Origin of the sequence: Saccharopolyspora phatthalungensis (assembly GCF_014203395.1) — a bacterium.
GTDB classification, from domain to species: Bacteria; Actinomycetota; Actinomycetes; order Mycobacteriales; family Pseudonocardiaceae; genus Saccharopolyspora; species Saccharopolyspora phatthalungensis.
The window spans coordinates 2,582,284-2,605,622 of sequence record NZ_JACHIW010000001.1; the positions used below are offsets into that span (position 1 = coordinate 2,582,284).

At 69.5% G+C, this 23,339-nt stretch carries 21 protein-coding genes and 2 pseudogenes; 12 read left to right on the forward strand and 11 right to left on the reverse strand.

Going from position 1 to position 23,339, the window contains the following annotated elements; all coding sequences use genetic code 11:
• Positions 1-96: 96 nt before the first annotated feature.
• The 3 genes from BJ970_RS11745 (at position 97) to BJ970_RS11755 (ending at position 2,892) form a co-directional block, all read left to right on the forward strand.
• Positions 97-693, forward strand: a complete 597-nt coding sequence (locus BJ970_RS11745) for a response regulator transcription factor (RefSeq protein WP_029536209.1) — start codon at positions 97-99, stop codon at positions 691-693.
• A 510-nt stretch (positions 694-1,203) separates the two neighbouring features.
• Positions 1,204-1,776, forward strand: a complete 573-nt coding sequence (locus tag BJ970_RS11750) for a sigma-70 family RNA polymerase sigma factor (protein ID WP_184726287.1) — start codon at positions 1,204-1,206, stop codon at positions 1,774-1,776.
• A complete protein-coding gene (locus tag BJ970_RS11755) occupies positions 1,777-2,892 on the forward strand; it encodes an anti-sigma-D factor RsdA (protein WP_184726288.1) in 1,116 nt (371 codons plus the stop codon). It begins immediately after the preceding gene.
• Between the two features lie 73 nt (positions 2,893-2,965).
• Here the strand turns inward: BJ970_RS11755 and BJ970_RS11760 are convergent, their stop codons facing one another.
• Positions 2,966-3,367, reverse strand: coding sequence for a DUF5319 domain-containing protein (locus BJ970_RS11760; RefSeq protein WP_376775117.1), 402 nt, complete (start codon positions 3,365-3,367; stop codon positions 2,966-2,968).
• Between the two features lie 226 nt (positions 3,368-3,593).
• On the opposite strand from BJ970_RS11760, the gene guaB reads away from it, so the two are divergent.
• From guaB to guaA, 5 genes and pseudogenes are all read left to right on the forward strand, one after another.
• The gene (guaB, locus tag BJ970_RS11765; protein ID WP_184729043.1) at positions 3,594-5,105 is read left to right on the forward strand and encodes an IMP dehydrogenase; all 1,512 of its coding nucleotides are present in this window, start codon (positions 3,594-3,596) and stop codon (positions 5,103-5,105) included.
• A 146-nt stretch (positions 5,106-5,251) separates the two neighbouring features.
• Complete coding sequence (locus BJ970_RS11770) at positions 5,252-6,382, forward strand: GuaB3 family IMP dehydrogenase-related protein (protein ID WP_184726289.1); 1,131 nt, start codon at positions 5,252-5,254, stop codon at positions 6,380-6,382.
• 118 nt (positions 6,383-6,500) lie between these two features.
• A pseudogene (locus BJ970_RS39960) lies at positions 6,501-6,590 on the forward strand (hypothetical protein); the annotation flags it as partial.
• A gap of 121 nt (positions 6,591-6,711) precedes the next feature.
• Positions 6,712-7,416: pseudogene (locus BJ970_RS11775) on the forward strand (GMC oxidoreductase); the annotation flags it as partial.
• A 169-nt stretch (positions 7,417-7,585) separates the two neighbouring features.
• Positions 7,586-9,187, forward strand: coding sequence for a glutamine-hydrolyzing GMP synthase (gene guaA / locus BJ970_RS11780; protein ID WP_184726290.1), 1,602 nt, complete (start codon positions 7,586-7,588; stop codon positions 9,185-9,187).
• Between the two features lie 84 nt (positions 9,188-9,271).
• On the opposite strand, the gene BJ970_RS11785 is transcribed toward guaA, so the two are convergent.
• The 3 genes from BJ970_RS11785 to BJ970_RS11795 form a co-directional block, all read right to left on the reverse strand.
• On the reverse strand, positions 9,272-10,159 hold the full coding sequence (locus tag BJ970_RS11785; RefSeq protein WP_184726291.1) for a glycoside hydrolase family 16 protein: 888 nt from the start codon (positions 10,157-10,159) through the stop codon (positions 9,272-9,274).
• Between the two features lie 173 nt (positions 10,160-10,332).
• Complete coding sequence (locus BJ970_RS11790; protein WP_184729398.1) at positions 10,333-10,536, reverse strand: hypothetical protein; 204 nt, start codon at positions 10,534-10,536, stop codon at positions 10,333-10,335.
• Positions 10,529-11,755: a PspC domain-containing protein gene (locus tag BJ970_RS11795; RefSeq protein WP_184726292.1), complete on the reverse strand. Its 1,227-nt coding sequence runs from the start codon at positions 11,753-11,755 to the stop codon at positions 10,529-10,531. The genes BJ970_RS11790 and BJ970_RS11795 overlap by 8 nt, the downstream gene beginning before the upstream one ends.
• An 88-nt stretch (positions 11,756-11,843) precedes the next feature.
• On the opposite strand from BJ970_RS11795, the gene BJ970_RS11800 reads away from it, so the two are divergent.
• The 3 genes from BJ970_RS11800 to BJ970_RS11810 all read left to right on the forward strand — a co-directional run bounded on the left by BJ970_RS11800 (position 11,844) and on the right by BJ970_RS11810 (position 15,043).
• The gene (locus BJ970_RS11800; protein ID WP_376775025.1) at positions 11,844-13,190 is read left to right on the forward strand and encodes an ATP-binding protein; all 1,347 of its coding nucleotides are present in this window, start codon (positions 11,844-11,846) and stop codon (positions 13,188-13,190) included.
• Between the two features lie 36 nt (positions 13,191-13,226).
• Positions 13,227-13,922: a response regulator gene (locus tag BJ970_RS11805; RefSeq protein ID WP_184726294.1), complete on the forward strand. Its 696-nt coding sequence runs from the start codon at positions 13,227-13,229 to the stop codon at positions 13,920-13,922.
• Between the two features lie 128 nt (positions 13,923-14,050).
• Positions 14,051-15,043, forward strand: a complete 993-nt coding sequence (locus BJ970_RS11810; protein ID WP_246470820.1) for a LysR family transcriptional regulator — start codon at positions 14,051-14,053, stop codon at positions 15,041-15,043.
• 46 nt (positions 15,044-15,089) lie between these two features.
• On the opposite strand, the gene BJ970_RS11815 is transcribed toward BJ970_RS11810, so the two are convergent.
• The 6 genes from BJ970_RS11815 to BJ970_RS11840 form a co-directional block, all read right to left on the reverse strand.
• Positions 15,090-16,631 (reverse strand): serine/threonine-protein kinase, encoded by a 1,542-nt coding sequence (locus tag BJ970_RS11815; RefSeq protein WP_184726295.1) that lies wholly within the window; start codon positions 16,629-16,631, stop codon positions 15,090-15,092.
• Between the two features lie 202 nt (positions 16,632-16,833).
• Complete coding sequence (locus BJ970_RS11820) at positions 16,834-18,276, reverse strand: serine/threonine-protein kinase (protein WP_184726296.1); 1,443 nt, start codon at positions 18,274-18,276, stop codon at positions 16,834-16,836.
• Positions 18,277-18,756: 480 nt separating this feature from the next.
• Positions 18,757-19,503, reverse strand: a complete 747-nt coding sequence (locus BJ970_RS11825) for a hypothetical protein (protein WP_184726297.1) — start codon at positions 19,501-19,503, stop codon at positions 18,757-18,759.
• A 133-nt stretch (positions 19,504-19,636) separates the two neighbouring features.
• On the reverse strand, positions 19,637-20,545 hold the full coding sequence (locus BJ970_RS11830; protein ID WP_184726298.1) for a hypothetical protein: 909 nt from the start codon (positions 20,543-20,545) through the stop codon (positions 19,637-19,639).
• Between the two features lie 34 nt (positions 20,546-20,579).
• Entirely contained in the window at positions 20,580-21,308 is a 729-nt protein-coding gene (locus BJ970_RS11835; protein WP_184726299.1) for a PIG-L deacetylase family protein, read from the reverse strand.
• Positions 21,309-21,421: 113 nt separating this feature from the next.
• Positions 21,422-21,736, reverse strand: a complete 315-nt coding sequence (locus BJ970_RS11840) for a hypothetical protein (RefSeq protein WP_184726300.1) — start codon at positions 21,734-21,736, stop codon at positions 21,422-21,424.
• Positions 21,737-21,883: 147 nt separating this feature from the next.
• Here BJ970_RS11840 and BJ970_RS11845 point away from each other — a divergent pair, with 147 nt between their 5' ends.
• On the forward strand, positions 21,884-22,690 hold the full coding sequence (locus BJ970_RS11845) for a 3-hydroxybutyrate dehydrogenase (protein WP_246470822.1): 807 nt from the start codon (positions 21,884-21,886) through the stop codon (positions 22,688-22,690).
• A 226-nt stretch (positions 22,691-22,916) separates the two neighbouring features.
• On the opposite strand, the gene BJ970_RS11850 is transcribed toward BJ970_RS11845, so the two are convergent.
• Positions 22,917-23,222, reverse strand: coding sequence for a chorismate mutase (locus BJ970_RS11850; RefSeq protein ID WP_184726301.1), 306 nt, complete (start codon positions 23,220-23,222; stop codon positions 22,917-22,919).
• Positions 23,223-23,339: the final 117 nt, after the last annotated feature.

Sequence of the window (23,339 nt, forward strand, 5' to 3'; positions counted from 1 at the left end):
TTTCTTGACGGATTAAGCACCGGATCGTGTCAAGGTTTTGGCCCCTGCGTCCGATAGGGGAGTTGGAACGTCACTCGCCTGCAGGAAGGAGTTCCCGTGACGACGGTCCTGATCTGCGATGACCGACGTAGCGTTCGGGAAGGGCTCACTCGTGTGATGTCTGCTGTCCCCGGAGTGAGTCGAATTGATTGCGTTGCGCACGGTGACGAGCTTTTGGCCCGCTTCTCGCGTCAGGCCGTGGACGTCGTGCTGGTGGGAACCCAGCGCGCAGTGCCCAATGGCGTCGAGGCCACTCGTCGGCTCGTCTCGGCTCACCCACAAGCGAACGTGATCGTGTTCGGTGCGCCGGACGACGCGGCCAGCATCGCCGCGGCGATCGCCGGCGGAGCACGCGGCTATCTCCGCTGGGATGCCTCCCGGCCGGAGCTGGTGGCGGCGCTGGCGCACACGCTGGCGAGCACCTCGGTGCCCGCGCCCCGGCAGCCGTCGGACCCCGGCGTGCAGCTGACGGAGCGGGAGCTCCAGGTGCTCCGCGGTATGAGCCAAGGCAAGAGCAATGGGCAAATCGGCCGGGAGCTCTACCTCTCGGAAGACACGGTCAAGACCCACGCGCGTCGGCTGTTTCGGAAGCTCGGTGTGCGAGACCGTGCGCAAGCTGTGGCGCACGGATTCCGCCGCGGCCTCGTGGCGTGATCGACGCGCGCGGCGCAGGCCGCGCGCGTCGATAGGTTCGATCCCGAGCTCGCGGCGCTCGGCGCGGGCGTTGGCTTGGCGCGAGCTGACGTTACGAAGGTGTTTATGGCTCGCGTCACTTCGGCGCGGCCCGAGTATCGGGCCGAGGCAGCCGGTGTGGCGCGAACCATAGTCCGCCCCGATCGGTACTGGCGGGTCGAAACACCTTTTTGCGGCAAACGGCGTACCTATCCCGGAGGGGCCATGGTCGCGTCGCCGCGCGACCCGTGCGAAGATCATCGCCGATCTTCGCTCATGAGCCTTCTCGATCCCGGTGGCCAGGGCAAACGCCGCCGGGCCCAGCGTCTGGTATCTGTGAATGTGTGACGACCACGGCCCCCGACTCCGCCTCCCTGTTCAACGATCGTCCCTTGACCGGTACGGTGAGATCGGCATGACGTGCGGCGCACGAGATGTCCGCCGGGCAAATCCGAATCGCTTGAACGCGTAACACCAGGGCTGCTGTCTGCGATGACCAACGTGGGGGACGGGCTGGACGCTCTTGTAAGCGCCGCCGTCGACGGCGATCGCCAGTCGATCGAGCGCTTGCTGGCCGAAATCCGTCCTTTGGTGGTGCGGTACTGCCGCGCCAGAGTCGGACGAAACGAGAGGTCGTTCGCTTCGGCGGACGACGTGGCCCAGGAAGTGTGCCTCGCGGTGCTGACCGCGCTGCCCACCTACAAGGACCAGGGTCGTCCGTTCTTGGCGTTCGTGTACGGCATCGCCGCCCACAAGGTGGCTGATGCGCATCGTGCGTTGGCCCGCAATCGCTCCGAACCGGTCGCGGACGTTCCGGACACCCCGGAATCCGAGGCCGGACCAGAGCAGCGGGCGATGCAGGGTGAGCTTTCGGGCAGGATGGCGCAACTGCTTCGTGTCCTCCCGGCCAAGCAGCGGGAAATCTTGCTGCTCCGGGTGGTTGTCGGGTTGTCGGCGGAAGAAACCGCCGAAGCGGTCGGTTCGACGCCGGGCGCAGTACGCGTGGCTCAACACCGCGCGTTGGCCCGGCTGCGAAAGACGCTGTCCGCGGAGGAGGTGGTCTGAATGGCGGAGCGGAAAGGGCCCGAGGGGGAGCAGGCGGGACACGACCCTGTCGAGTCCGGCCGGCACGAGGACCGTTCGCACGCGGAAGTTGCGCGGGACTCGGCTCCCGCAGAAGGGTCCGCAGACGAGGGAACGGAACTGATCGACAACCATCGGGATTCCGACTCGGCCGAGTCTGAAACCACCGAATCCGACGCCGCGTCCGCCGGGACGGGCGGAGCCGCGGTGCTTGCTTTCCGGCAGCGTCCGGACGACCGGGACAACGACGAGCTGATCGACTTCGACGACTTCGCCGAAGAACCGATCGACCTGAGCGCGCTGCAGGCCGACGACGCGTTGCTGGACGCGCTCGGCGGAACCAACCCAGACGTGACCGCATCGGCCGACGGCGGGCGGCCCAGCCTGGAGGCGCTGCTGATCGCGTGGCGGCAGGACATCGATGCCGCGCCGATCGGTGATCTCGTCGATGCGGAGACCGCAGCCGCGGCGATCGCGGCGGGCAGTCGCCCGCGCCGTCGGCTCAAGCGGCGGCACCTGGTTCCGGTGGCCACCGCGGCCGCGGTCCTGATGATCACGTTCACCGGTGTCGGGGTGGCCGCTCGCGACGCGCAGCCCGGCGACATGTTGTGGGGCGTGGCCCAGGTCCTTTACACCGACCATACCCGCGCGGTCGTGGCGGCGAGCTCGGCTCGGGAGGAGCTGAACACCGCCGAGGGCGCGATCGAGAAGGGCAACCGCACCGCTGCCGAGGCGGCGCTGCGTTCCGCGCAGGAGCAGATGCGCGGCGTCGACGACGAGCACGGACTCTCGGACCTGCGGGCCGCGCATGCTTCGCTGACCGCGCGGATGGACCAGGACGAGAACCACCAGACCTCGGAGCGGCCAACGTCCCAGACGCCCCCGACGCCGACCACGTCGCCGTCGCCGTCGCAGCCGTTGCCCCAACAGCCGCCTCCGACGAACAGCTCGTCGCAGCCGCCGACCTCGTCCACCCGGCCGACGCCGGAGCCCAGCACATCGCCGAGCGAGACCAGCGGTACCTCCGAACACACCTCCAGCGGCATCGGCTCCGGGCTGTTCCCGCCGCAGCAGCAGCAGAGTTCGAGTAACCCCTGATCAAGACGACAAGCAGAAGAGGGGTTCCCCACGCCGGGAACCCCTCTTCTGCTGTCTGCGCCCAGAACGCGCGTCAGTGCGTGCTTTCGCTCTCCGTGACCCCATCGGCGTAGCCGCGGCAGTACTCCCACGTGACGTAGTCGCTCGGGTTCGGGTCGAAGGCCGGCTCGTGCGGGCGCATCCGGCCGTCGTGCAGCAGCTGTTCGAGGCTGGAGCGCAGCAACTCCCAGTCGTGATAGTGGCATTCGCCGCAGTCCGCGCAGTCCACCACGATGCCGCGAATCCCGCGGGGCTCCAGAAGGGCCTGGTAGACGGCGAGGTCGGTCAGGTCGGCGAGCAGCTCGGCCCGCTCCTCGTCTCCGAGTGGCGGTCCGTCGTCGGCGTCGTCGTCGTGATCACCGAGTGCCATGCTCGGATCTTCCGGATCGCCCGCGAACGGGTCTGGTGGCATCGGATCGTGCGGCACGGCCCGCACGGTACCGGCTGTGTCCACCTCGTGGGGCTGTCGGGGCGGATTTGGCCCCCTGCGGTGGTGTGGCGCACGCCTGCGCAGACGGGGCAATCGGGCCCTGACCTGTGGTCTCTATCATTGAGGGAATCCCCGATGTCGATGCCACGTTGCACGACGTAATCGCCGAGGACATCCAAGCCGCATCCGCCGGTTTGTGGACCATAGCGTGAAGGAAGGCACATCCCTCGCCATGACCAGCGAACTCACCGCACCCGGCCTCCCCTCGAAGTTCGCGACGCTGGGGCTGACCTTCGATGATGTGCTGCTGCTACCGGACGAATCCGATGTCATCCCCAGCGGAGTCGACACGTCCACCCTGTTGTCCCGCAACGTCCGGCTGCGGGTGCCGCTGCTGTCGGCGGCGATGGACACCGTCACCGAGGCGCGGATGGCGATCGCGATGGCCCGGCAAGGCGGTGTCGGTATCCTCCAGCGGAACTTGTCGGTCGAGGAACAGGCCGCGCAGGTCGAGGTGGTCAAGCGTTCCGAGGCCGGGATGGTCACCGACCCCGTGACGTGCTCGCCGGACGACACCCTCGCCGAGGTGGACGCGCTGTGTGCCCGCTTCCGCATCTCCGGGGTTCCGGTGACGGACCCGGACGGCACCCTGGTCGGCATCATCACCAACCGCGACATGCGCTTCGAGGTGGACTACACGCGCCGGGTGCGCGAGGTGATGACCGCCACGCCGCTGGTCACCGCGCAGGTGGGCGTCACCGCGGAGGCCGCGCTCGGGTTGCTGCGGCGGCACAAGATCGAGAAGCTGCCGATCGTCGACAACGCCGGCAAGCTGCGCGGGTTGATCACCGTCAAGGACTTCGTCAAGACCGAGCAGTACCCCAACGCCACCAAGGACCCAGACGGTCGGCTGCTGTGCGGCGCCGCGGTAGGCGTCGGTGCCGACTCGCACGAGCGCGCGATGGCGCTGGTGGATGCGGGTGTCGACGTGCTGATCGTGGACACCGCGCACGGGCACTCGCGCGCGGTGCTGGACACCGTCGCGACGCTGAAGAAGGAACTCGGCAACTCCGTCGACGTGATCGGCGGCAACGTGGCGACCCGCGCGGGCGCGCAGGCGCTGGTCGATGCCGGGGCGGACGCGGTGAAGGTCGGCGTCGGGCCCGGCTCGATCTGCACCACCCGCGTCGTCGCCGGGGTGGGCGTGCCGCAGATCAGCGCGATCTACGAGGCGAGCATGGCGTGCCGCCCGGCGGGTGTGCCACTGATCGGCGACGGCGGCATCCAGTACTCCGGGGACATTCCGAAGGCGATCGCGGCCGGCGCGAGCAGCGTCATGCTGGGCAGCCTGCTGGCCGGCACCGCCGAGTCGCCGGGCCAGCTGGTGTTGGTCAACGGCAAGCAGTTCAAGGTGTACCGGGGCATGGGCTCGCTGGGTGCCATGCAGTCGCGGGGACAGGCCAAGTCGTACTCCAAGGACCGCTACTTCCAGGACGACGTGCTGTCCGAGGACAAACTGGTGCCGGAGGGCATCGAGGGCCGGGTGCCGTTCCGCGGGCCGCTGGCGCAGGTCGTGGACCAGTTGATCGGGGGATTGCGCTCGGGCATGGGCTACACGGGCTCCAACACCATCGCCGAACTGCAGGACGCGAAGCTGGTGCGGATCACCGCGGCCGGGCTCAAGGAAAGCCACCCGCACGACATCACGATGACGGTCGAGGCCCCGAACTACACCACCCGCTGATCAGCACCGGCCCGGCGTCGTGGCGGCGATGACCTGGTCGCGGGATCTGAAGGTCACGGCGGGCCAAGGTGCCCCGGCTGCAGGTCACCCGGATGCCGTAGAGACAATGTTTCGTTGGACATGGGTGCCGCGAGGAGGGACTGACGGTGCGGGATCAGGTTGAGATCGGCATGGGCCGGACGGCCATGCGCGGCTACGACTTGGATGACGTGGAAATCGTGCCGTCCCGGCGGACCCGGTCATCGAAGGATGTGTCACTGTCCTGGCAGATCGATGCCTACCGGTTCGACATCCCGCTGGTTACGCACCCGACCGACGCGATCGTCTCACCCGCCACCGCGGTGCGTGTCGGCGAGCTCGGCGGCCTCGGCGTGCTCAACGCCGAAGGACTGTGGGCGAGGCACGAGAACGTCGAGGAGAAGATCTTCGAGGTGGTTCGCGCCGCCGAGGAGAGCAGCGACCCGGAGGCGGCGATCCGGCTGCTGCAGCAACTGCACGCCGCGCCGATCCGGAACGACCTGCTGGCCGCCGCGCTGAAGCAGGTCAAGGATTCCGGCGTCACGGTGGCGGCGCGGGTGAGCCCGCAGCACGCCGAGGAACTGACTCCGGACCTGCTCGCGGCGGGCGTCGAGATGCTGTTCGTGCAGGGCACCATCATTTCCGCCGAGCACGTGGCCCGGGACGGCGAGCCGCTGAACCTCAAGCGGTTCATCGCCGAACTCGACGTCCCGGTTGTCGCCGGCGGGGTCGGTGATTACCGCACAGCGATGCACCTGATGCGCACCGGAGCGGCCGGGGTGATCGTCGGCTTCGGCCAGTCCCGCGCGGCCACCACTACCCAGGTGCTGGGCATCGGGGTGCCGATGGCGACCGCGATCGCGGATGCGGCCGCGGCCCGTCGCGATTACCTGGACGAGACCGGCGGTCGCTACGTGCACGTGATCGCCGACGGTGCGCTGTCGTACTCCGGGGACATCGCCAAGGCGATCGCCTGTGGCGCCGATGCCGTGATGCTCGGCGAGGCGTTGACCGAGTCGTCCGAGACGCCGGCGCAGGGCTACTACTGGACTTCCGCCGCCGCGCACCCGAATCTGCCGCGCAGCGAGATCGTCGGTTTCGCCGGTTCCGGGGCAGATTTGGAGCAGTTGCTGTTCGGGCCGAGCAGCGATCCGTACGGCACGCTGAACCTCTTCGGCGGCCTGCGCCGCGCGATGGCCAAGACCGGCTACCGGGACCTTAAGGAGTTCCAGCGGGTCGGCCTGATGCTCCGCGGCTGAGCCTCGTTCTCCCTTGCGGGAGAGCCTTCTGAGGTTAGGGGCAAAATCGGGGATTTCGGGCCCGGTGCTGTCGTGGAGATCTAGCTACTGGCGAGTAGTTCCGTCTAATCTGTCGCGCATGGCTGGACGCGGCGAAGGCGACACCGATTTCGACGTGGTCGTCATAGGTTCCGGGTTCGGCGGCAGCGTGGCTGCCCTGCGCCTGACCGAGAAGGGCTACCGCGTCGCGGTGCTCGAAGCGGGTTGTCGATTCGCCGATCATGAACTGCCCGAAACCTCCTGGGACCTGCGGAAGTTCCTCTGGGTGCCGAAGCTCGGGTGCTATGGCATCCAGCGGATCCACCTGCTGCGCAACTCTGGCGACCAAGGGCGGCGAGGGGCCGCGTTGGAAGCAGTTGTGGCAATACGTGCGGCAGCACCCGTTGCGGGCGTTGCGCATGCTGTCGGTGCGGAATTGGAGCGAGCGCACGGTGATCCTGCTGGTCACGCAGAGCCTCGACAACTCCCTGACCACCCGGTCGAAGCGGCGTTTCGGCAAGTCCCTGCTGACTTCGGAGCCGGGCCACGGCGCGCCCAACCCGACCTTCATCCCGGCCGGCGATCGGGCCAACGAGCTCGCGGCGGAGCAGATCGACGGGATCGCCGGCGGTACCTGGGGCGAGTTATTCGGCATCCCGCTGACGGCGCATTTCCTCGGCGGCTGCCCGATTGGGGAGAATGCCGAGCGCGGGGTCATCGACCCTTACCACCGGGCGTACGGGTATCCGACGATGTCGATCGTGGACGGTTCGGCGGTGTCCGCGAACCTCGGGGTCAACCCGTCGCTGACCATCACCGCCCAGGCCGAGCGGGCGTTCTCGATGTGGCCGAACAAGGGCGAGAAGGACACCCGCCCGAGCCAGGACGCCGGCTACCGCCAGGTGAATCCGATCGCCCCGAAATCCCCTGCGGTTCCGGCCACCGCACCCGCGGCGCTCAAGATCTGCCAGCCCTATGGTCATCGGTCCCGCGCCGGAGCCGCCAGGTCCCGCTAACCCCGCGGCACTGGCCTGCCAACGGCGTTCGAGCGGGTGCTTGCGGGAGGGGTCCGCCGTCCGGTGGTGGCTCGTGTCGCGTTTCCGGGCCGTGCAGGGTCGGTGCCGCTGTGGCCTCGGTTACCTGGGACAATGGCTGCCACCGCTCTCGCCAGGAGGTTTCGACGACGTGTCCGGTACCGCAAGCAACAGGGGCGCCGATCGCCAGGGCAAGGGGCCTGTTCTCGTTGTCGATTACGGCGCCCAGTACGCCCAGCTGATCGCGCGACGGGTGCGGGAGGCGCAGGTCTACTCCGAGGTCGTCCCGCACGACACCCCGGTCGAGGACATCGCGGGCCGCGACCCGGCCGCCATCGTGCTCTCCGGCGGTCCCGCCAGCGTCTACGCCGACGGCGCGCCGCAGGTCGATCCGGAGCTGTTCAACGCGGGCATCCCGGTCTTCGGTATCTGCTACGGCTTCCAGGCGATGACCTCCGCGCTCGGCGGCACGGTGGAGCACACCGGTACCCGCGAGTACGGCCGCACCGAGCTGGCCATCAGCGGTGACGGCGGCACGCTGCACGCGGAGCTGCCCGGCCACCACCCGGTGTGGATGAGCCACGGCGACTCGGTGAGCAAGGCACCCGAGGGCTTCGCCGTCACCGCCGCGACCAACGACACTCCGGTCGCTGCCTTCGAAAACCTCGACCGCCGGCTGGCCGGTGTGCAGTACCACCCCGAGGTGGTGCACTCGCCGCACGGTCAGGAGGTGCTGCGCCGGTTCCTGCACGAGATCGCCGGTGTCCGTCCGCAGTGGACCACCGCGTCCATCGTGGACGAGACGGTGGCCGCGATCCGCGAGCAGATCGGTGACCGGCGGGCGATCTGCGGGCTGTCCGGCGGGGTGGACTCCGCGGTGGCGGCTGCCCTGGTGCACCGCGCCATCGGCGACCAGCTGACCTGCGTGTTCGTCGACCACGGCCTGCTGCGCTCCGGCGAGCGCACCCAGGTGGAGCGGGATTTCGTCGCGGCCACCGGAGTCCGGCTGGTCACTATCGACGCGGTGGACCGGTTCCTCGGCGCGCTCAGCGGCATCACCGACCCCGAGGAGAAGCGCAAGATCATCGGCCGGGAGTTCATCCGGGTCTTCGAGCAGGCGGCCCGCGACCTGCAGGCCGAGGCGGGCGCGGCCGGCGAGCAGATCGACTTTCTCGTGCAGGGCACGCTCTACCCGGACGTGGTGGAGTCCGGCGGCGGTACCGGTGCGGCCAACATCAAGTCCCACCACAACGTCGGCGGGCTGCCCGATGACCTCCAGTTCGAGCTGGTCGAGCCGCTGCGCGCGCTGTTCAAGGACGAGGTGCGCCGGGTCGGGCTGGAGCTGGGCCTGCCGGAGACGATCGTGCATCGGCAGCCGTTCCCCGGGCCGGGGCTGGGTATCCGGATCATCGGCGAGGTGACCGCCGCGCGGCTCGCGACGCTGCGCGCGGCCGACTCGATCGCCCGCGAGGAGCTGACCGCGGCGGGCCTGGACCGCGACATCTGGCAGTGCCCGGTGGTGCTGCTGGCCGACGTCAGGTCGGTCGGCGTCCAGGGCGACGGCCGCACCTACGGGCACCCGGTGGTGTTGCGCCCGGTGTCCAGCGAGGACGCGATGACCGCGGACTGGACCCGGCTGCCCTACGACGTGCTGGAGCGGATCTCCACCCGCATCACCAACGAGGTCGCCGACGTCAACCGGGTCACCCTCGACGTCACGTCCAAGCCGCCGGGCACCATCGAGTGGGAGTGATCCCGGGAGGGGCGGCGGTTTCGCGCGAAGTCGCCGCCCCCTCCTCGGCGCCGGTGTCGGTTTCGCGCGAAATCTCTAGAGCGCTCAGGACCGCGTGACGCGGACCCAGTCGACCAGGTAGCGGACGTTGCCCGCGGCGATCTTGTCCACTGTGGATTGGGGTAGGCCGAAGTAGGGTTCGTCAACGCCGTTGACGCCGTTCGGGTACTCGCCGCCGAGGGCGAAGTTCAGGATCAGGAACTGCGGGTCGTCGAACACCCAGGTGAAGCCCTTGGCCTGCATCTCCTTCTTGGTGATGCGGTAGGTCTCGGTGTCGTCGACGAAGAAGGTGAACCCGTAGGGCGTCCAGTCCACCCGGTACACGTGCCAGTCGGCCGGGTCCTTGCCCTCGAATCGCTGCCTGCCGTCGATCGGGGTGTCGCCGTGATACTCCGGGCCGTGCATCGACACGCTGGTCCACGGCTCGCCGACATTTTCCATCACGTCGACCTCGCCGCACTCCGGCCACTGCCCACCCGTGTCGATGTTGGCACCGAGCGACCACCATGCGGGCCACAGCCCGGCAGCGGTGGCACCCTCGGGGAGCTTGAGCCGCGCCGCGTAGCTGCCATAGGTGAACTCGACCTTGCCCTGGGTCTTGATCCGGCCGGAGACGAAGTCGTAGGTCTCCCCGTCCGGGGCCTGATGGCCCGGGACGAACCGGGGGTGCAGGGCCAGCGCGCCGTTGCTCGCCCCGGTCGCCGGGTCATGGTCAAGGTAGATGGTTTCGGGCGAATCTACGTAAGCCTGTTGTTCCTGGTTGACGGTGTCGAAGTTCTCGCCGGTGACCTCGACCGTCCATTTCGAACGGTCCAGTTCCGTCCCGGTGAAATCGTCGAAGAACACCTCGGTGCGGGGCGCGGCGCAGGCATTGAGGAGTGGGATCGAGGCCAGTAAGGCAAGTGCGGCGGCGAGCAGTTGTCTGGGGGCCATGACAGTTCCTTCGGGGGGTGGGAGCGCTCGCCCCACTCTTGCGCGCCCAGCGAGTGCAGCGGATTGATCAAGTATGCACAAAGTCCCGCGCTTGGCGGATTTTGGGACTCCGTGATTTCGCCGGACTTTCGCGGTTCTCCCGAAGACGGCCGGTGAACAGTCCCGATCGACGGTCAGTTGTCCCGGCGGCTGCGGAACGAGGCGATCAGCATGGTGATCCCGATCCCGACCGCGGCGACCGCGAGCAGCCACTGTAGATGGCCGCCGAAGCCGGCCAGCACCCCGCCGGCGACGGCGACCGAGAGCAGACCGGCTACCAGCGTGACCATGTCCGGGCCGTCCCGGTCCGGGCGCCGGGTGATCTCGTTCTCAGCCACGGATGACCTCCACGTTTCCGGCGCCCACCGTCAGGTCGAGCACGAGGTTCCCGCCGCCAGGGCCGTCGTCGCCCTGGTCGACGACGGAGCGTTCCGCCCGCCGACCGTCCGCCGAGTCGCGCAAGCACTGCACGCCGCCGATCTCGGCGGCGCACCGCGCGGTCACGTCGACTTTGGGTGGAACGCGGACGAGGATGTCACCGAACCCGACCTTGGCGCCGGTGCGCAGTTCCTGACCGTCGGCGATTCGCAAGTCTTGCATGTTGAGCACCAAGGAACCGGCCGAGCGCTGATAGTGCGGCTGGACCTGCTCGATCGAGCTGGGCGTGATCTCCTCGTTGCCCAGCCCGCCGGTGATGCCGTCGGGTGGCACCACGGCCAGCAGCATGGCCAGCGCGCCGACCGGGATCGCTGCCCCGATCAACCCGCGGCCGCCGCGCAGGAACGCGCCGGCGATCATGCCCAGCCCCAGCACGCCGAGCGCGATGGCCAGCGCGATGTCCGGCCGAGCGCCGAGCGTGGCGGCAAGACCGCCGAAGAACGCCGCCAAACCCAGGGTCGCGAAGCTGATCCAGCGCCGTCGCGGGCGTTGCGGCTCGGGTTCCTCGGGTTCGTTCGGTTCCGGCAGGTCCCAGGCGAACGGCGCGGCGCCGAGCGGATCCCAAGCCGGTGGTGTCTGCTGCGGCGTTTCGTTTGGCGGTGCCGTAACCGCTGCGCTTCCTGGGTAGACCCAGGTGTTGTCGGTAACCGGAACCGTAGGCTGCGGAGCGTCGGCGGGCGTCGGCGCGGCCGGTGCGACGCCGCGGTCGCCATAGTTGCGATGCACCAGGTAGAGCGCGCCGAGGCCGAGCGCCAGGCCGATGATCGAAGGCGAACTCGTCAGCCAGAACACGACGGGAACCAACAGCACTACCAACACCACGGCCAGCGCGGTGGACGTCGGTTGCCGGGTCGGCTCGGCCGACCCGGGTGCCGGGTCGCCTTCCTTCGGGAACAGCAGCCATCCCAGCAGGTAGAGCACCAGACCGGCACCGCCGTAGAGGGCGGCCAGGACGAAGGCGACGCGAACCAGGATCGGATCGATGCCGTACCGCACACCGATGGCCGCGGCCACGCCGCCCACCTTGCCCCCGGCGAGCGGTCGCACCGGGCGGGTCTCCCAGAAATTCCGCAAGGTGTCCTCGACACCGCCGAGGCCGGTTCGCTTCGTGCTGTTCATGGCTATCACTATCCGAGCCCGGTGCCATCGGAAGCATCAGGGAGGCCCCTGAGACTGCCCGGAAAGTCAGGGACGGCCCCTGATGCCCATGCGCGCGCGGTCTGTGACTATCGACGCTGTGAACGCCCGGAAACCTACTCGTGCGGCGGAAACGGCCGACGCAACCCAGGAGATCGCGATGCCTAGCGCGACGGAGCGCCGACCGCAGGCTCCGGCGTTCGCGCAGCTGCGCCGGCGGCGCACCGGACGGTTGGTCGCCGGGGTCGCCGGTGGGGTGGCCGAGCACCTGGACCTGCCGGTGCTCTGGGTGCGCGGCGCCTTCGCGGTGCTCGCCGGGTGCGGCGGCGCGGGAATTCTGGCGTACGCGCTGCTCTGGGTGTTCGTGCCGCAAGGCACCACAGCGGAGCGACCGATTTCGGTCAGGGAGCGCCAGCAGGGCCTCGGGCTGATCCTGCTCGGCATCGGGGCGATGGTCGCGGTCGGCTCGCTGATCGCGTTGCCGACGTGGGTTGTGGCTCTGCTGGTGGTGGAGCTGGTCGGGGCCGCTGTCGTCTGGCGGGAGGCCGACGAATCGCAGCGCCGCCGTTGGCGGCAGGGCGCCCGGTCCGGGGTGGCCGATGCGCTGTTCGGCGGCGGCGGGCGATCGGCACTGGTGCGCATCCTGGCCGGGGCGTCGCTGGTGGTCGTGGGCATCGTGGTCTTCCTGGTCGGCACGTCTTCGATCGACGACGTCCGCTTCGGGCTGCTGGCCGTGGCCGCCACGCTGATCGGCGTCGCCGTGCTGACCGTGCCGTGGTGGGTGCGCCTGGTGCGGGATCTCAACGTCGAGCGCGCCAGCCGGATCCGCTCGCAGGAGCGCGCCGAGATCGCCGCGCACCTGCACGACTCCGTGTTGCAGACCCTCGCGCTGATCCAGAAGCAGGCCGACTCCGAGCGCGAGGTGCGCCGCCTGGCGCGGGGTCAGGAACGCGAGCTGCGGAACTGGCTCTACGGTCCGGACGGCTACGGCTCCGATCGCCGTGCACCGGTGGAGGACGCGCCGGCCACGGCCTTCGCCGCCGAACTGGGCCGGATCTGCGGCGAGGTGGAAGACGTCTTCGCGGTCAAGATCCAGCAGGTGGTGGTCGGCGACTGCGACCTGGACGAGCGGTTGACCGCGCAGCTCGCCGCGGCTCGCGAGGCGGTCGTCAACGCCGCCAAGCACGCGGGCGTCGCCGAGGTCAGCGTCTACGCGGAGGTGGAGTCCGCACAGGTTTCGGTGTACGTCCGGGACCGCGGTGCCGGGTTCGACCCGGACAACGTCCCGGAGGACCGGCACGGCCTGGCCGACTCGATCCGTGGCCGCATGCAGCGGCACGGTGGCCGGGTCAAGGTGCGTACCTCGCCCGGCGCGGGGACCGAGGTGCAGATGGAAATGCCCAGGGCAGCGGCGTGAACTCGGGTACGCTGCCGGCGAGCCCAGCGATGGAGGATGTTGATCGTGACCGGTGAAGCGACAGCCGAGGTCGGCGAATCCCGGCCGGTCCGGGTTTTCCTGGTCGACGACCACGCCTTGTTCCGCGCCGGGGTGCGCGCCGAACTCGCTGCGGCGGCCGAGCAGGTCGAGGTGGTCGGCGAGGCCGGATCGGTGGCCGAGGCGGTCGCCGGCATCGGTCACTACCAGCCCGAGGTGGTGCTGCTCGACGTGCACATGCCCGACGGCGGCGGTGCCGAGGTGCTGCGGCAGGTGCGCAGCAAGAACGCCGAAGTGGTGTTCTTGGCGCTGTCGGTGTCGGACGCGGCCGAGGACGTCATCGCGGTGATCCGGGGCGGCGCGCGGGGTTACGTCACCAAGACCATCTCCGGGCGGGAGCTCGCGGACGCGATCGAGCGGGTCCGGGCCGGTGACGCGGTGTTCTCGCCGCGGCTGGCGGGTTTCGTGCTGGACGCCTTCTCGGAGGGGCCGAATTCGGCGCCGGTCGGCGACCCGGAGCTCGACCTGCTCACGCCGCGGGAGCGCGAGGTGCTGCGGCTGCTGGCGCGCGGCTACGCCTACAAGGAGATCGCCTCGGAGCTGTTCATCTCGGTGAAGACGGTGGAAACGCACGTGTCGAGCGTCCTGCGCAAGACGCAGCTGTCGAACCGCTACGAGCTCTCCCGCTGGGCCTCCGACCGCCGCCTGGTCTGAACGCCCGGGCGGGATGGGCCCGTCTGGTTCCGCTCACTTCATGGGGTGGTTGGTGGCCAGGTCGGCGTAGAGCTGGGAACCCCGCATCAGCCCGAGGCGGAACCGGGTCCAGGCGCGAGGGTGCTCCGATGCGTTGTCCTGCTCCTTACCCGATGCGGGAAAACCGGCGGGGACAACGGGTTTCGGCGCAGGAGAGCGGCGGGTCAGCGCGACGCCGAGCAGGACGATCGCCATGCCCAGCAGGCTCGCAGGCCCAGTTCCTCGCCGAGCAGCAACCAGCCGAGCAACACCGACACGATCGGCATCAGCCGCCGTCCGCGATCAGCCAACAGCTGTCCACGCTGGAGAAGGAGGCGGGCACTCCGCTGCTCGAAAAGGTCGGGCGCGGGCTCAAACCGACCCCGGCGGGCACTCTGCTCGCCGAGCGCGCCGGGAAGATCGCCGACCTGCTCAGCAGCACCGAGGTGGAACTGGCCGACATCCGTGCCGGACGCACCGGGCTGCTGCGGGTGCGGTTCTTCCACACCGCCAGCGTCGGGCTGATCCCGCCCGCGGTCGCCAAGTTCCGCGCCGAACATCCCGAGGTGCAACTCGACCTGCGGATGCAGGAGGCGGGGCTGCTCGACGAGGTGGTCCTCGGTGAGGCCGATCGCGCGATCACCGTGGTGGGGCGGGCGGCACCCGAGCGACGCGGAGTGCGGTTCGTGCACCTCGCCGACGACCCGTACCGCCTCGTGCTGCCGAAATCGCACCCGATGGCCGCGCAGGACTGCGTCGATCTCGCTCAGCTGGCCCGCGATTCCTGGGTGAACAGCGCCTTGACCGGCGACGAAATCTGTGCACAGCTGCTCCAGGACGCCTACGCCAGTGCCGGGTTCACGCCCAAGGTGGTGCTGGAGACCGACGGCAGCTACTCCGCACAGGGCTTTGTGGCCGCCGAACTCGGCGTCGCGCTGGTCCCACGGCTGGGCCTCGACGTTGTGCATCCCGGCGTGGTGGTGCGGCCGGCGCGCCGCCCGGAGCCGGTGCGCCGACTCTACGTCGCGGTGCGCGAAACGGTAGCCGACCGCCCGGCCACCCAGTCGCTGCTCGACACCCTGCTGGAGATCGCCCGTGCCTGACCTCGAAATGCCGTGCGGGAAGGGCCCCGACCAGGCGTGACACGGGTCAGCCCCGGTGGTCGGTGTTGATCAACGGCTGGCCGTCCGGGCCCGTGACCATGCCGAGCACGTGCCGCTCGGTGATCTTGTTGCCGCCCTTGGCGAACTGCACTGTGACGACCACGTTCGAACCCACCTGCACCGGGTCACCGATGATCACGACGTTGTCGATCGAGTGCCAGAAGCGCTCGTAGCGGTCCTTGCCCTGCGCCTGCAGGCTCGGGCCCAGCATGTTCCAAGCCTGGTCCAGCCTCTGCGGCACCAGCGAGTAGTACGTGCGCACCGCACCCACGCTGTCGTTCTGCGACGGCTGCGGCGGGGCGGCGGGCGGCGAGCTGATCTCGGTCGGTGTCGAAGTCACCGCCGCCGAGGTCACCGCAGCCGAAGTCGCCGTCGTCGGTGACGCCGATTTGGTCGGCTTGCCGCTGGCTGCCGGAGCCGGCTCCGCCGGAGCGGACGGACTGGGCTGCCCCTGCGGCGAGTCGTTGCCGAAGGCATTCGCGGCGAGCACTCCGACCAGCACCGCTACCAGGATCGCTACCAGCCACAACACCACCTGGCGGTAGTTGCGCCGCGGTGCCTCCGCCGCCTGCGCCGCACCGCCGACCCGAGTGGGTGGGTTGGCCGTCGTTGGCGGCGGAGCCACCTGGGTGCCCGCCGGCGGGGTGCGCGGCGCTGCTGGCGCAGGCCGCTGCCAGCTGCCGTTCGGCGAGGTGTTCGGGATCGGCCGTCTGTCGACCACCGCCTGCAGCAGTTCGCGGGCCTGCGCCATCGTCGGCCGGTCGACCGGGTCCGGGCGCAGCAACTGCATCAGCGCCGGGGTCATCGGCCCGGCCTGCCGCGGCGGCTCGATCTGCCCGCGCGCCACCCGGTGCAGCAGGCTGATCGCGTTCTCGTCCACCCCGAACGGCGGCTCGCCCTCGATCGCCGCGTACAGCGTCGAGCCCAGCGAGAACACGTCGGACGCGGGTGCCGGGTCCCGGCCCAGCGCCACCTCCGGCGCCAGATAGGCCGGGGTGCCGGCGAGAATGCCGCTCTTGGTCACCGCGACGTCCCCGATGGCTCGGGAGATGCCGAAGTCGGTGATCTTGGCGATGTTGTTGTCGCCGAGCAGGATGTTGCCCGGTTTGAGATCTCGGTGCACGATGCCGGCCATGTGCGCCGCGGCGAGTGCCCCGGCCACCTGCACGCCGATCCGGGCCACCTGCAGCGGTGGCAGTACGCCCTGCTCGTCGATGACCGAAGCGAGGCTTTGCGACGGCAGGTACTCCATGACCAGGACCGGATGGCCCTCGTCTTCGGCGACGTCGAACACGACGATCGCGTTCTGATGCTGCAATCGGGCGGCGATGCGGCCTTCGCGCATCGACCGCTGACGGGCTTCCTCGGTCTCCTCGGGGGTGTAGCCGGGTTGCAGCAGCAGCTGCTTCACTGCGACCGTGCGGTGCAGGCGCTCGTCTACGGCCTGCCACACCACGCCCATGGCGCCGCTGCCGATCTGCTGCTGCAAGCGGTACCGGCCCGCGATCAAACGACCTTCGGCGCTCACCGGTGTCTCCTGGTACTGGCTGTGCCTAGTTGGACAGTACTGACCGGACCCCCGTGGCCAGCTTTCACCCGACGGTGTGCAACGTTACTGGGCGTCTCGCCCCCGTCCACACCCCGGGGCCACCCGTGCCCGAAAACGCCTGGGACCGGGGCGCCCGCGCCTTGGCGAACGCCCCGGCCAGCGCGTGTTCGAGCCTGATCCCCTAGTTCCCGCCGGAGCCGCCGCCTGCGCCACTGCCGGAGCCGCCGGTCGGCTGAGTCGTCGGCTCCGACGGGTCGTTGGTGTCCGTGGGGGGCGTCGTCTTCGTGGCCGTTGGCTGCTTCGACGTCGTCGGAGCCTCCTGCTCCTGCGTCGTGGTCGGCTGCTTCGCCGTCGTGGTCGGCTGCCGCGCCGTCGTCTGTTGATGCCTCGCCGTCGTGGTGGGCGCGTCCTCGGTCGTCGTCTCCTGCGGAGGCGCCGGCGCCTGAGGCTGCTGCGAGGTCTGCTGATTGCTCGTGTTCCCCGGCGGAGTCGGGGTCTTCATCAGCGCCGAGGTCACTAGGACCGCGATCACCGCCACGGCCACCAGTGCGATGCCCGAGATCACGACCGGCCGCTTGTTCTTGCGCGGCTTCTCGTAGATCGCCGCGTCGCCGCGGGTGTCGGAACCCATGTACGAGGTGGCGTCGGCGTAGGCCGGCTCCGAGTAAGGCTCGTCCTCGAAGTAGGCGACGGCGGTGCCCTCCGAACCGACCACGCTGGTCGGGGCCAGGTCCGGCTGGCTGGACTCCGGAGCCAGCGCGGGCGGGATCGGCGCCGCCATGGTCGGGATCGAGGTCACCGAGCCGCCGTCGGCAACCGACTGCAGCATCTCGCGGACCTGTGCCATGTCCGGCCGGTCCTCGACCCGCGCGGCCATCATGGCCATCAGCGGCTGTGCCATCGGGCCGGCCTGCTGCGGCGGTTCGATCTTCCCGGCGGCCACCGCGTGCAGCAGCGCGAGGGTGTTCTCGTTGAGCCCGAACGGCGGACGGCCCTCGATCGCCGCGTACAGCGTGGCGCCGAGAGAGAACACGTCGGAGGCGGGCGTCGGCTCCTGACCCATCGCCACGTCGGGCGAGAGATAGGCGGGCGTTCCGGCGAGCATCCCGGTCTTGGTGACCTGCACGTCGCCCTGCGCCCGCGAGATGCCGAAGTCGGTGATCTTCACCTGGCCGTTGTCGCCCAGCAGGATGTTGCCGGGCTTGATGTCGCGGTGCACGACACCGGCGGCGTGCGCCGCACCGAGCGCCGAGGCCACCTGCGCACCGATCCGCGCTACCTCGCGCGGCGGGAGCGGTCCGTGGTCGGACATCATCCCGGCCAGGCTGGTGGACGGCAGGTACTCCATGACCAGGACCGGCTGACCCTCGTCCTCGGCCACGTCGTAGACCGAGATGGCGTTCGGGTGCTGGAGCCGGGCCGCGATCCGGCCCTCCCGCATTGCCCGTTGCCGCGCTTCCTCGGCCTCACCCGGATCCAATCCGGGCTGCAGCAACAACTGCTTGACCGCGACCGTGCGGTGCAGGCGCTCGTCGACACACTCCCACACCACGCCCATCGCGCCACTGCCGATGCGTCGCTGCACTCGGTAGCGTCCGGCGACCAGGCGACCTTCGTCGCTCACCGACGTCTCCCCGTACTGCTATCGATGCCCAACAGGCACCGCGAGATCCCAGGCGGTTGGTTCCCGGGCGCGGCCCCACCGAACATCGGCGGATTAGGCGGACCGGGCTCCGGTCCCCCGACATGTACACATTCTCGACGCGGCTCGAGTTGGCCGGATGGCTCGATCCAAACCGCGATACCGGAGCCTAGCCGACGGCGTATCGGCGTAGGCCCGAAGTCGAAAAGATCCGTGCGACCTGATTCGACGGTACGCGACAAGCCCGGCGCGGTCGGTCGAACCGGGTGCTCCACACAGTCGTTTTCGCTGGTGATGTTGGTTCTATCGGGCGGTCGGGGGCGCCCGGTGGGGCGGCGCACCGGTTGCGTGGCGCAACGATATCGGCTCTGTCTGGTTCATCCCGGTACGGCATGGAGCGTTTCAGTGGACTCGGGTCGTTGTCGCATTGTTGTGAGAACCCGCCGAGGCGCGTGAAGGTGCTCAACGGGGTGCCAGGTGCCGTGCGCTGAGCAAATCCGCATTGACGATCTTCGGGCAGGCGCCGGATTCGACGGTCAGCAATTGCCGCAGCACCACCCGGTCGCCGTCCGGATAGGTCGCCTCGACCTCCGCCAGCACCACCCCGTCCGGCCTGGCCCGCACCCGCGGCCGCACCGATGTGACCGCGTCCCACGCCTGGGCCAATTCAGCCTGATGCCCGGCGAGCAGGCCAGGGGCCACCAGCTTGACCGCCGTGCTCGGGTCGCGCTCCAGGCGCCGGTAGAACTCGGTGGCCACCTTGAGCGCTGAGTCGTCGCTGCCTGCGGCGGGGTTCGCGGTGCTCTGCTCGGCCACCAGCGGCTCCTCGATGGCGCTGCCCGAACCGGCCGCCTCGGCGAAGCCGCCGTTGGCGGAGAACGGCCAGCGGGCCTGCCGAACCAAATCCGGTCGCAGCGCCAGCACGCCATCGATGCGGGCGGCCGAGGTGGCCGGACGTGGCGCGGCGGCAGGCTGCGTGATGATCGCCGTAATGGCGGCGGTGGCGCCCATCAGCAGCACGACACCCAGCGTGCCGAAGGCGATCCGGGTGAGCCGCGGCGGTGCGGCGGCCGCCGGATCGGGCGCTCTGAGGAGTTCATCGGCGAGCCTTTCGTGCTCGGCAGAGACCGGATCCCGCTTGATCAACTCGGTTACCGTGACCGACTCGCCGTGGGCTCGCCGCCTGCTGCTCGAAGGATGCTGCTCCACGCTGCCCGTCCTCGTCAGTTGGCTCCGCCGAACTCGTACCGCGCCGACGCCCCGGTGGGAAGACCTACCGCCGAGTTCACTGGAAGGGGTGCGCCGGACGGGCCCCAACGGAGTACTTGATCACGATCCGTGATCAGGTGATCCGCTTGTCGGAGATGATCAGCGGCTCGTCGGCGAGCGTGTACCGCAGCTCGTGCCGCTCGGTCTGCACCTTGCCGTCCGCCTTGGTCAGCCGCAGGGTGTGCACCGTGCTGTCCGGAGTCACGTGCACGTCGACGACCTCGACCGACCTGGCGTGCGAGTACCGGGCGGCGAACGCCTCGTAGCCCTCGGCCCGCAGCGGACCGGTGGTCAACGAGTAAGCGCTTCGCAGGTCGCCGCGGCCGATCGCGGCGTAGTACTCGTCCCCGCACCTCTTGATCGCATTGGTGTCGGCGAACAACAGCAGCTGCTGGTCCTCGAAGGCTGGCGTCGGTGTGGTCGACGTCGGCGCGGAGCTGGCGGTCGGCGAGCCGGGCACGTCGGGGTCCACGCCGCCGACCGCGAATGTGCTCGGCGGGCTCGGTTCGCCGTTCAGCACGGTCGGCAACATCTGCACCGAACCGGTCATGCGCACCGCCTCCGGCCGGGTCGGCTCGCCGGTCAGGTAGTACGGGTCCGACGCCGGCACCGATGGGTACAACCGGCCGCGCGGCATGCCCGGTAGATCCAGCCCCTCGATCGGCGAGGAGCCGTCGGCCAACCACGTGGTGGCGAACATCAGCCCGCCCAGCGCGGCGGCCGACGAAGCGATCGCGAACCAGGCCGCTTGCCGCCAGGTTCGCGGCGGCGTGACCGAAGCCGGGACCATGCCCAGGTTGAACTTGTGCAGCCCGCCGACCGGAATGGTGTCGACCAGCGGATCGATCACCGGTTGTGCGGCAAGTTCGCGCGACGACGTCGGGCGGGTGTGGGCCGCCAGCGTCCGCCCGTGCGCGGGCTGTTCCGGGGCGGGCGGCCAGTCGAGCCGGCCGCTCCAGCCGAGGGTTCTGCCGCTGTCCATCGGAGGTCTCGACTTTCTGCGACTCGCGGGGAGTTCAGGACGTGTCGACTACGTGGAATGCCTCGGCGAGTCGACCGGCCATGCCGTGCCGCTCGGCCGTTCGTGCCAGATGTCGCCGGATCATTGACCGGAGATCGTCGAGATGCGCGGTTTGCGACCGGTGCGCCGACAACGCCGCGAGCTTCGCGTCGAAGTAATCGGTGATGTCGACCGCTCGGTTGATCCGCTCGTCGGGTGATTCCGACATCCACAGCTCGGCGACCGTCCATGGCTGCAGCCCCTCCTGCAGCAATTCGGGGTGGGCGAATCCGTTGCGCGCGTCCGGGTAGATCGCGGCCAGCGTGGCCTCGCCGACCGCGCGGTGGTCCGGGTGCGAGGTCGGGAGGTGGGCCCAGTTGATCTCCGGTGAATGGCTGATGACCCGGTGCGGGCGGACCGTGCGGATCATCTTGGTGATATCCCGCCGCAGCTGCAGGTTCGCGGTGACCTGGCCATCCCGGTAGCCGAGGAAGTGCACGTCGGTGACGCCCACGGCAGCCGCGGCGGCTCGCTGCTCGTCCTGCCGGAGGCGCGGCATGTCTTCGCGCGGGGTGTCGTCGAAGCCCCCAGCATCGCCAGCGGTGCACACGCAGTAGGTGACCTGCACGCCTGCGGCGACCCAGGAGGCGATGGTGCCCGCGGATCCGAAATCGACGTCGTCGGGGTGCGCGGTGACGACGAGGACGCGCCGGATTTCTGGGGATGGTTCCGGCGAAGTGGTCATGGTCACAGCCTATGCGGCAACCCTAGTAACTCCGCTGCGGGGTCGAGTAAGCACCCACTGTGATCAAGTGGGTCATTCGGCGCCCTCGAATGCGCCGAAGGGACTAATGCTGATCAGAAGTCTCCCCTGCGGAACTTGCTCTGCGTAGACTGCAACGCCTTGACCGAGGCGATGCCACCGCCCCCACCGAGCAGGATCGCGAAGATATCCGCGCCCGCCGTGTCGCCGGTGCCGATCAGGAATGCCAGCAAGGTCACGCCCAGGCCGACCCCGGCGATCGGAAACCGCTTCCGGGCGAAATCGACGGCGGGCTGACCGCCGGGGCGCTTCTTCGCCGCGGACGTCAGCATCGCGAGATAGCCCGCGTGACCGGCGGCGGCGAGAACCGCGGCTAGCGTCACAAGGAAGGCCACTACACCGAGAACCATGACTTCAGTCTGCCTTGTCTCGGCGTTGCCCGGTATGGGTGATATCCCGGATATCTTCCGGATGACCCCGAGGTCGACGCGGCGACCGGGAAAGGTTGTGCTCTGGCCCCTGGATTGAGACCGGACTCACGCCTAGGTTCTCAGGCTATGAGTGGTGATCGGTCGGCCGAGTCGGTTGGTACGAACTCCGCAGCATCCCGCGCCGGCTGCCCGGGCCTGGCGGGCAAGCGCGCGCTCGTCACCGGAGCGGCCAGCGGGATCGGGGCCGCCGTGGCCCGTCGACTAGCCGGGGCCGGGGCCGAGGTGATCGCGGTGGACCGGGCGGCGGATGCGGTCAAGGCGGTCGCCGCCGAGATCGGCGCCGAGGCCCGGGTCGTCGATCTGGCCGACCTCGATGCCGCCGCGGATCTCGGCGATCGGGCGGACGTCGTGGTCAACAACGCCGGCTTCCAGCACATCGCACCGATCCACCAGTTCCCGACCGACACCTTCAGCGCGATGCTGCGGGTGATGGTGGAGGCGCCGTTCCGGATCGTGCGCGCCGCGCTGCCGGGCATGTACGACCGGGGCTGGGGCCGGATCGTCAACATCTCGTCCGTGCATGGCCTGCGCGCCTCGCCGTTCAAGAGTGCATACGTGACCGCCAAGCACGCGATCGAAGGGTTGTCCAAGACGATCGCGGTAGAAGGCGCGCCGCATGGGGTGACGTCGAACTGCCTCTGCCCGGGCTTCGCGCGCACCCCGCTGGTGGAGCGCCAGGTCGCCGAGCAAGCGAAACTGCTCCGGGTGCCCGAGGACCAGGTCGTCGAGGACGTGCTGCTGGCCCGCACACCGATCAAGCGCCTCGTGGAGCCGGACGAGGTCGCCGAGTTCGCGATGTGGCTGTGCGGTCCGGGCACCACCTCGATCACCGGCGCCTCGTTCCCGATCGACGGCGGCTGGACAGCGCACTGAACTTTCCGTTGTCCCGCAACCTGATCGCCACGGCTGCGGTTTCGGTGCGCCAAAGGCCGAAATCCCCGGTGGGGAGCGCTTGGTCAAGGCCCGTGGGATACGTCGGATGGGTAGCGCAACCCGATGTACTCACGGGCCTTGACCTTGGCGACACCTGGGTTCGGACTTGAGTTCCCGGTTGGCCGTGTCCCGGGCGCACCTTCGCTCGGCGGTGCGCCGTGTCGGCTCAGTGGCCGAGGCGGCCGCGCCCCAGGCGCAGCAGGATCATCGCGAGTTCACGACCTTCCGGGCCGAGTTCCCGGTAGCGCGCGAGCACGTCCATCTCGCGGTTGTAGACGATGCGTGGTCCGCCGGCGGCCATCCGGGCCTGGCCGACCTGTTGGGAGACCTCGGCGCGCCGCTTGACCAGGCGCAGGATCTCGGCGTCCAGGTGGTCGATCTCCTCGCGGAAGTTGCTGATGGCCTCCGCGGCGGCCAGCTTGGCCGAGGCGGGCTCGGACTGCGGCTGGTCACCGTCCACAGTGGCGTTCATCGGGCGTTGTCCTCCGGCTTCGGTCCCTGCCCCGGCCCCGGAACGCGCGAACGCCCCGAGTCCGAGGACTCCAGGGCGTCGTAGTGGTTTTTAGCTCACGCAGCTACGGGCACCGAA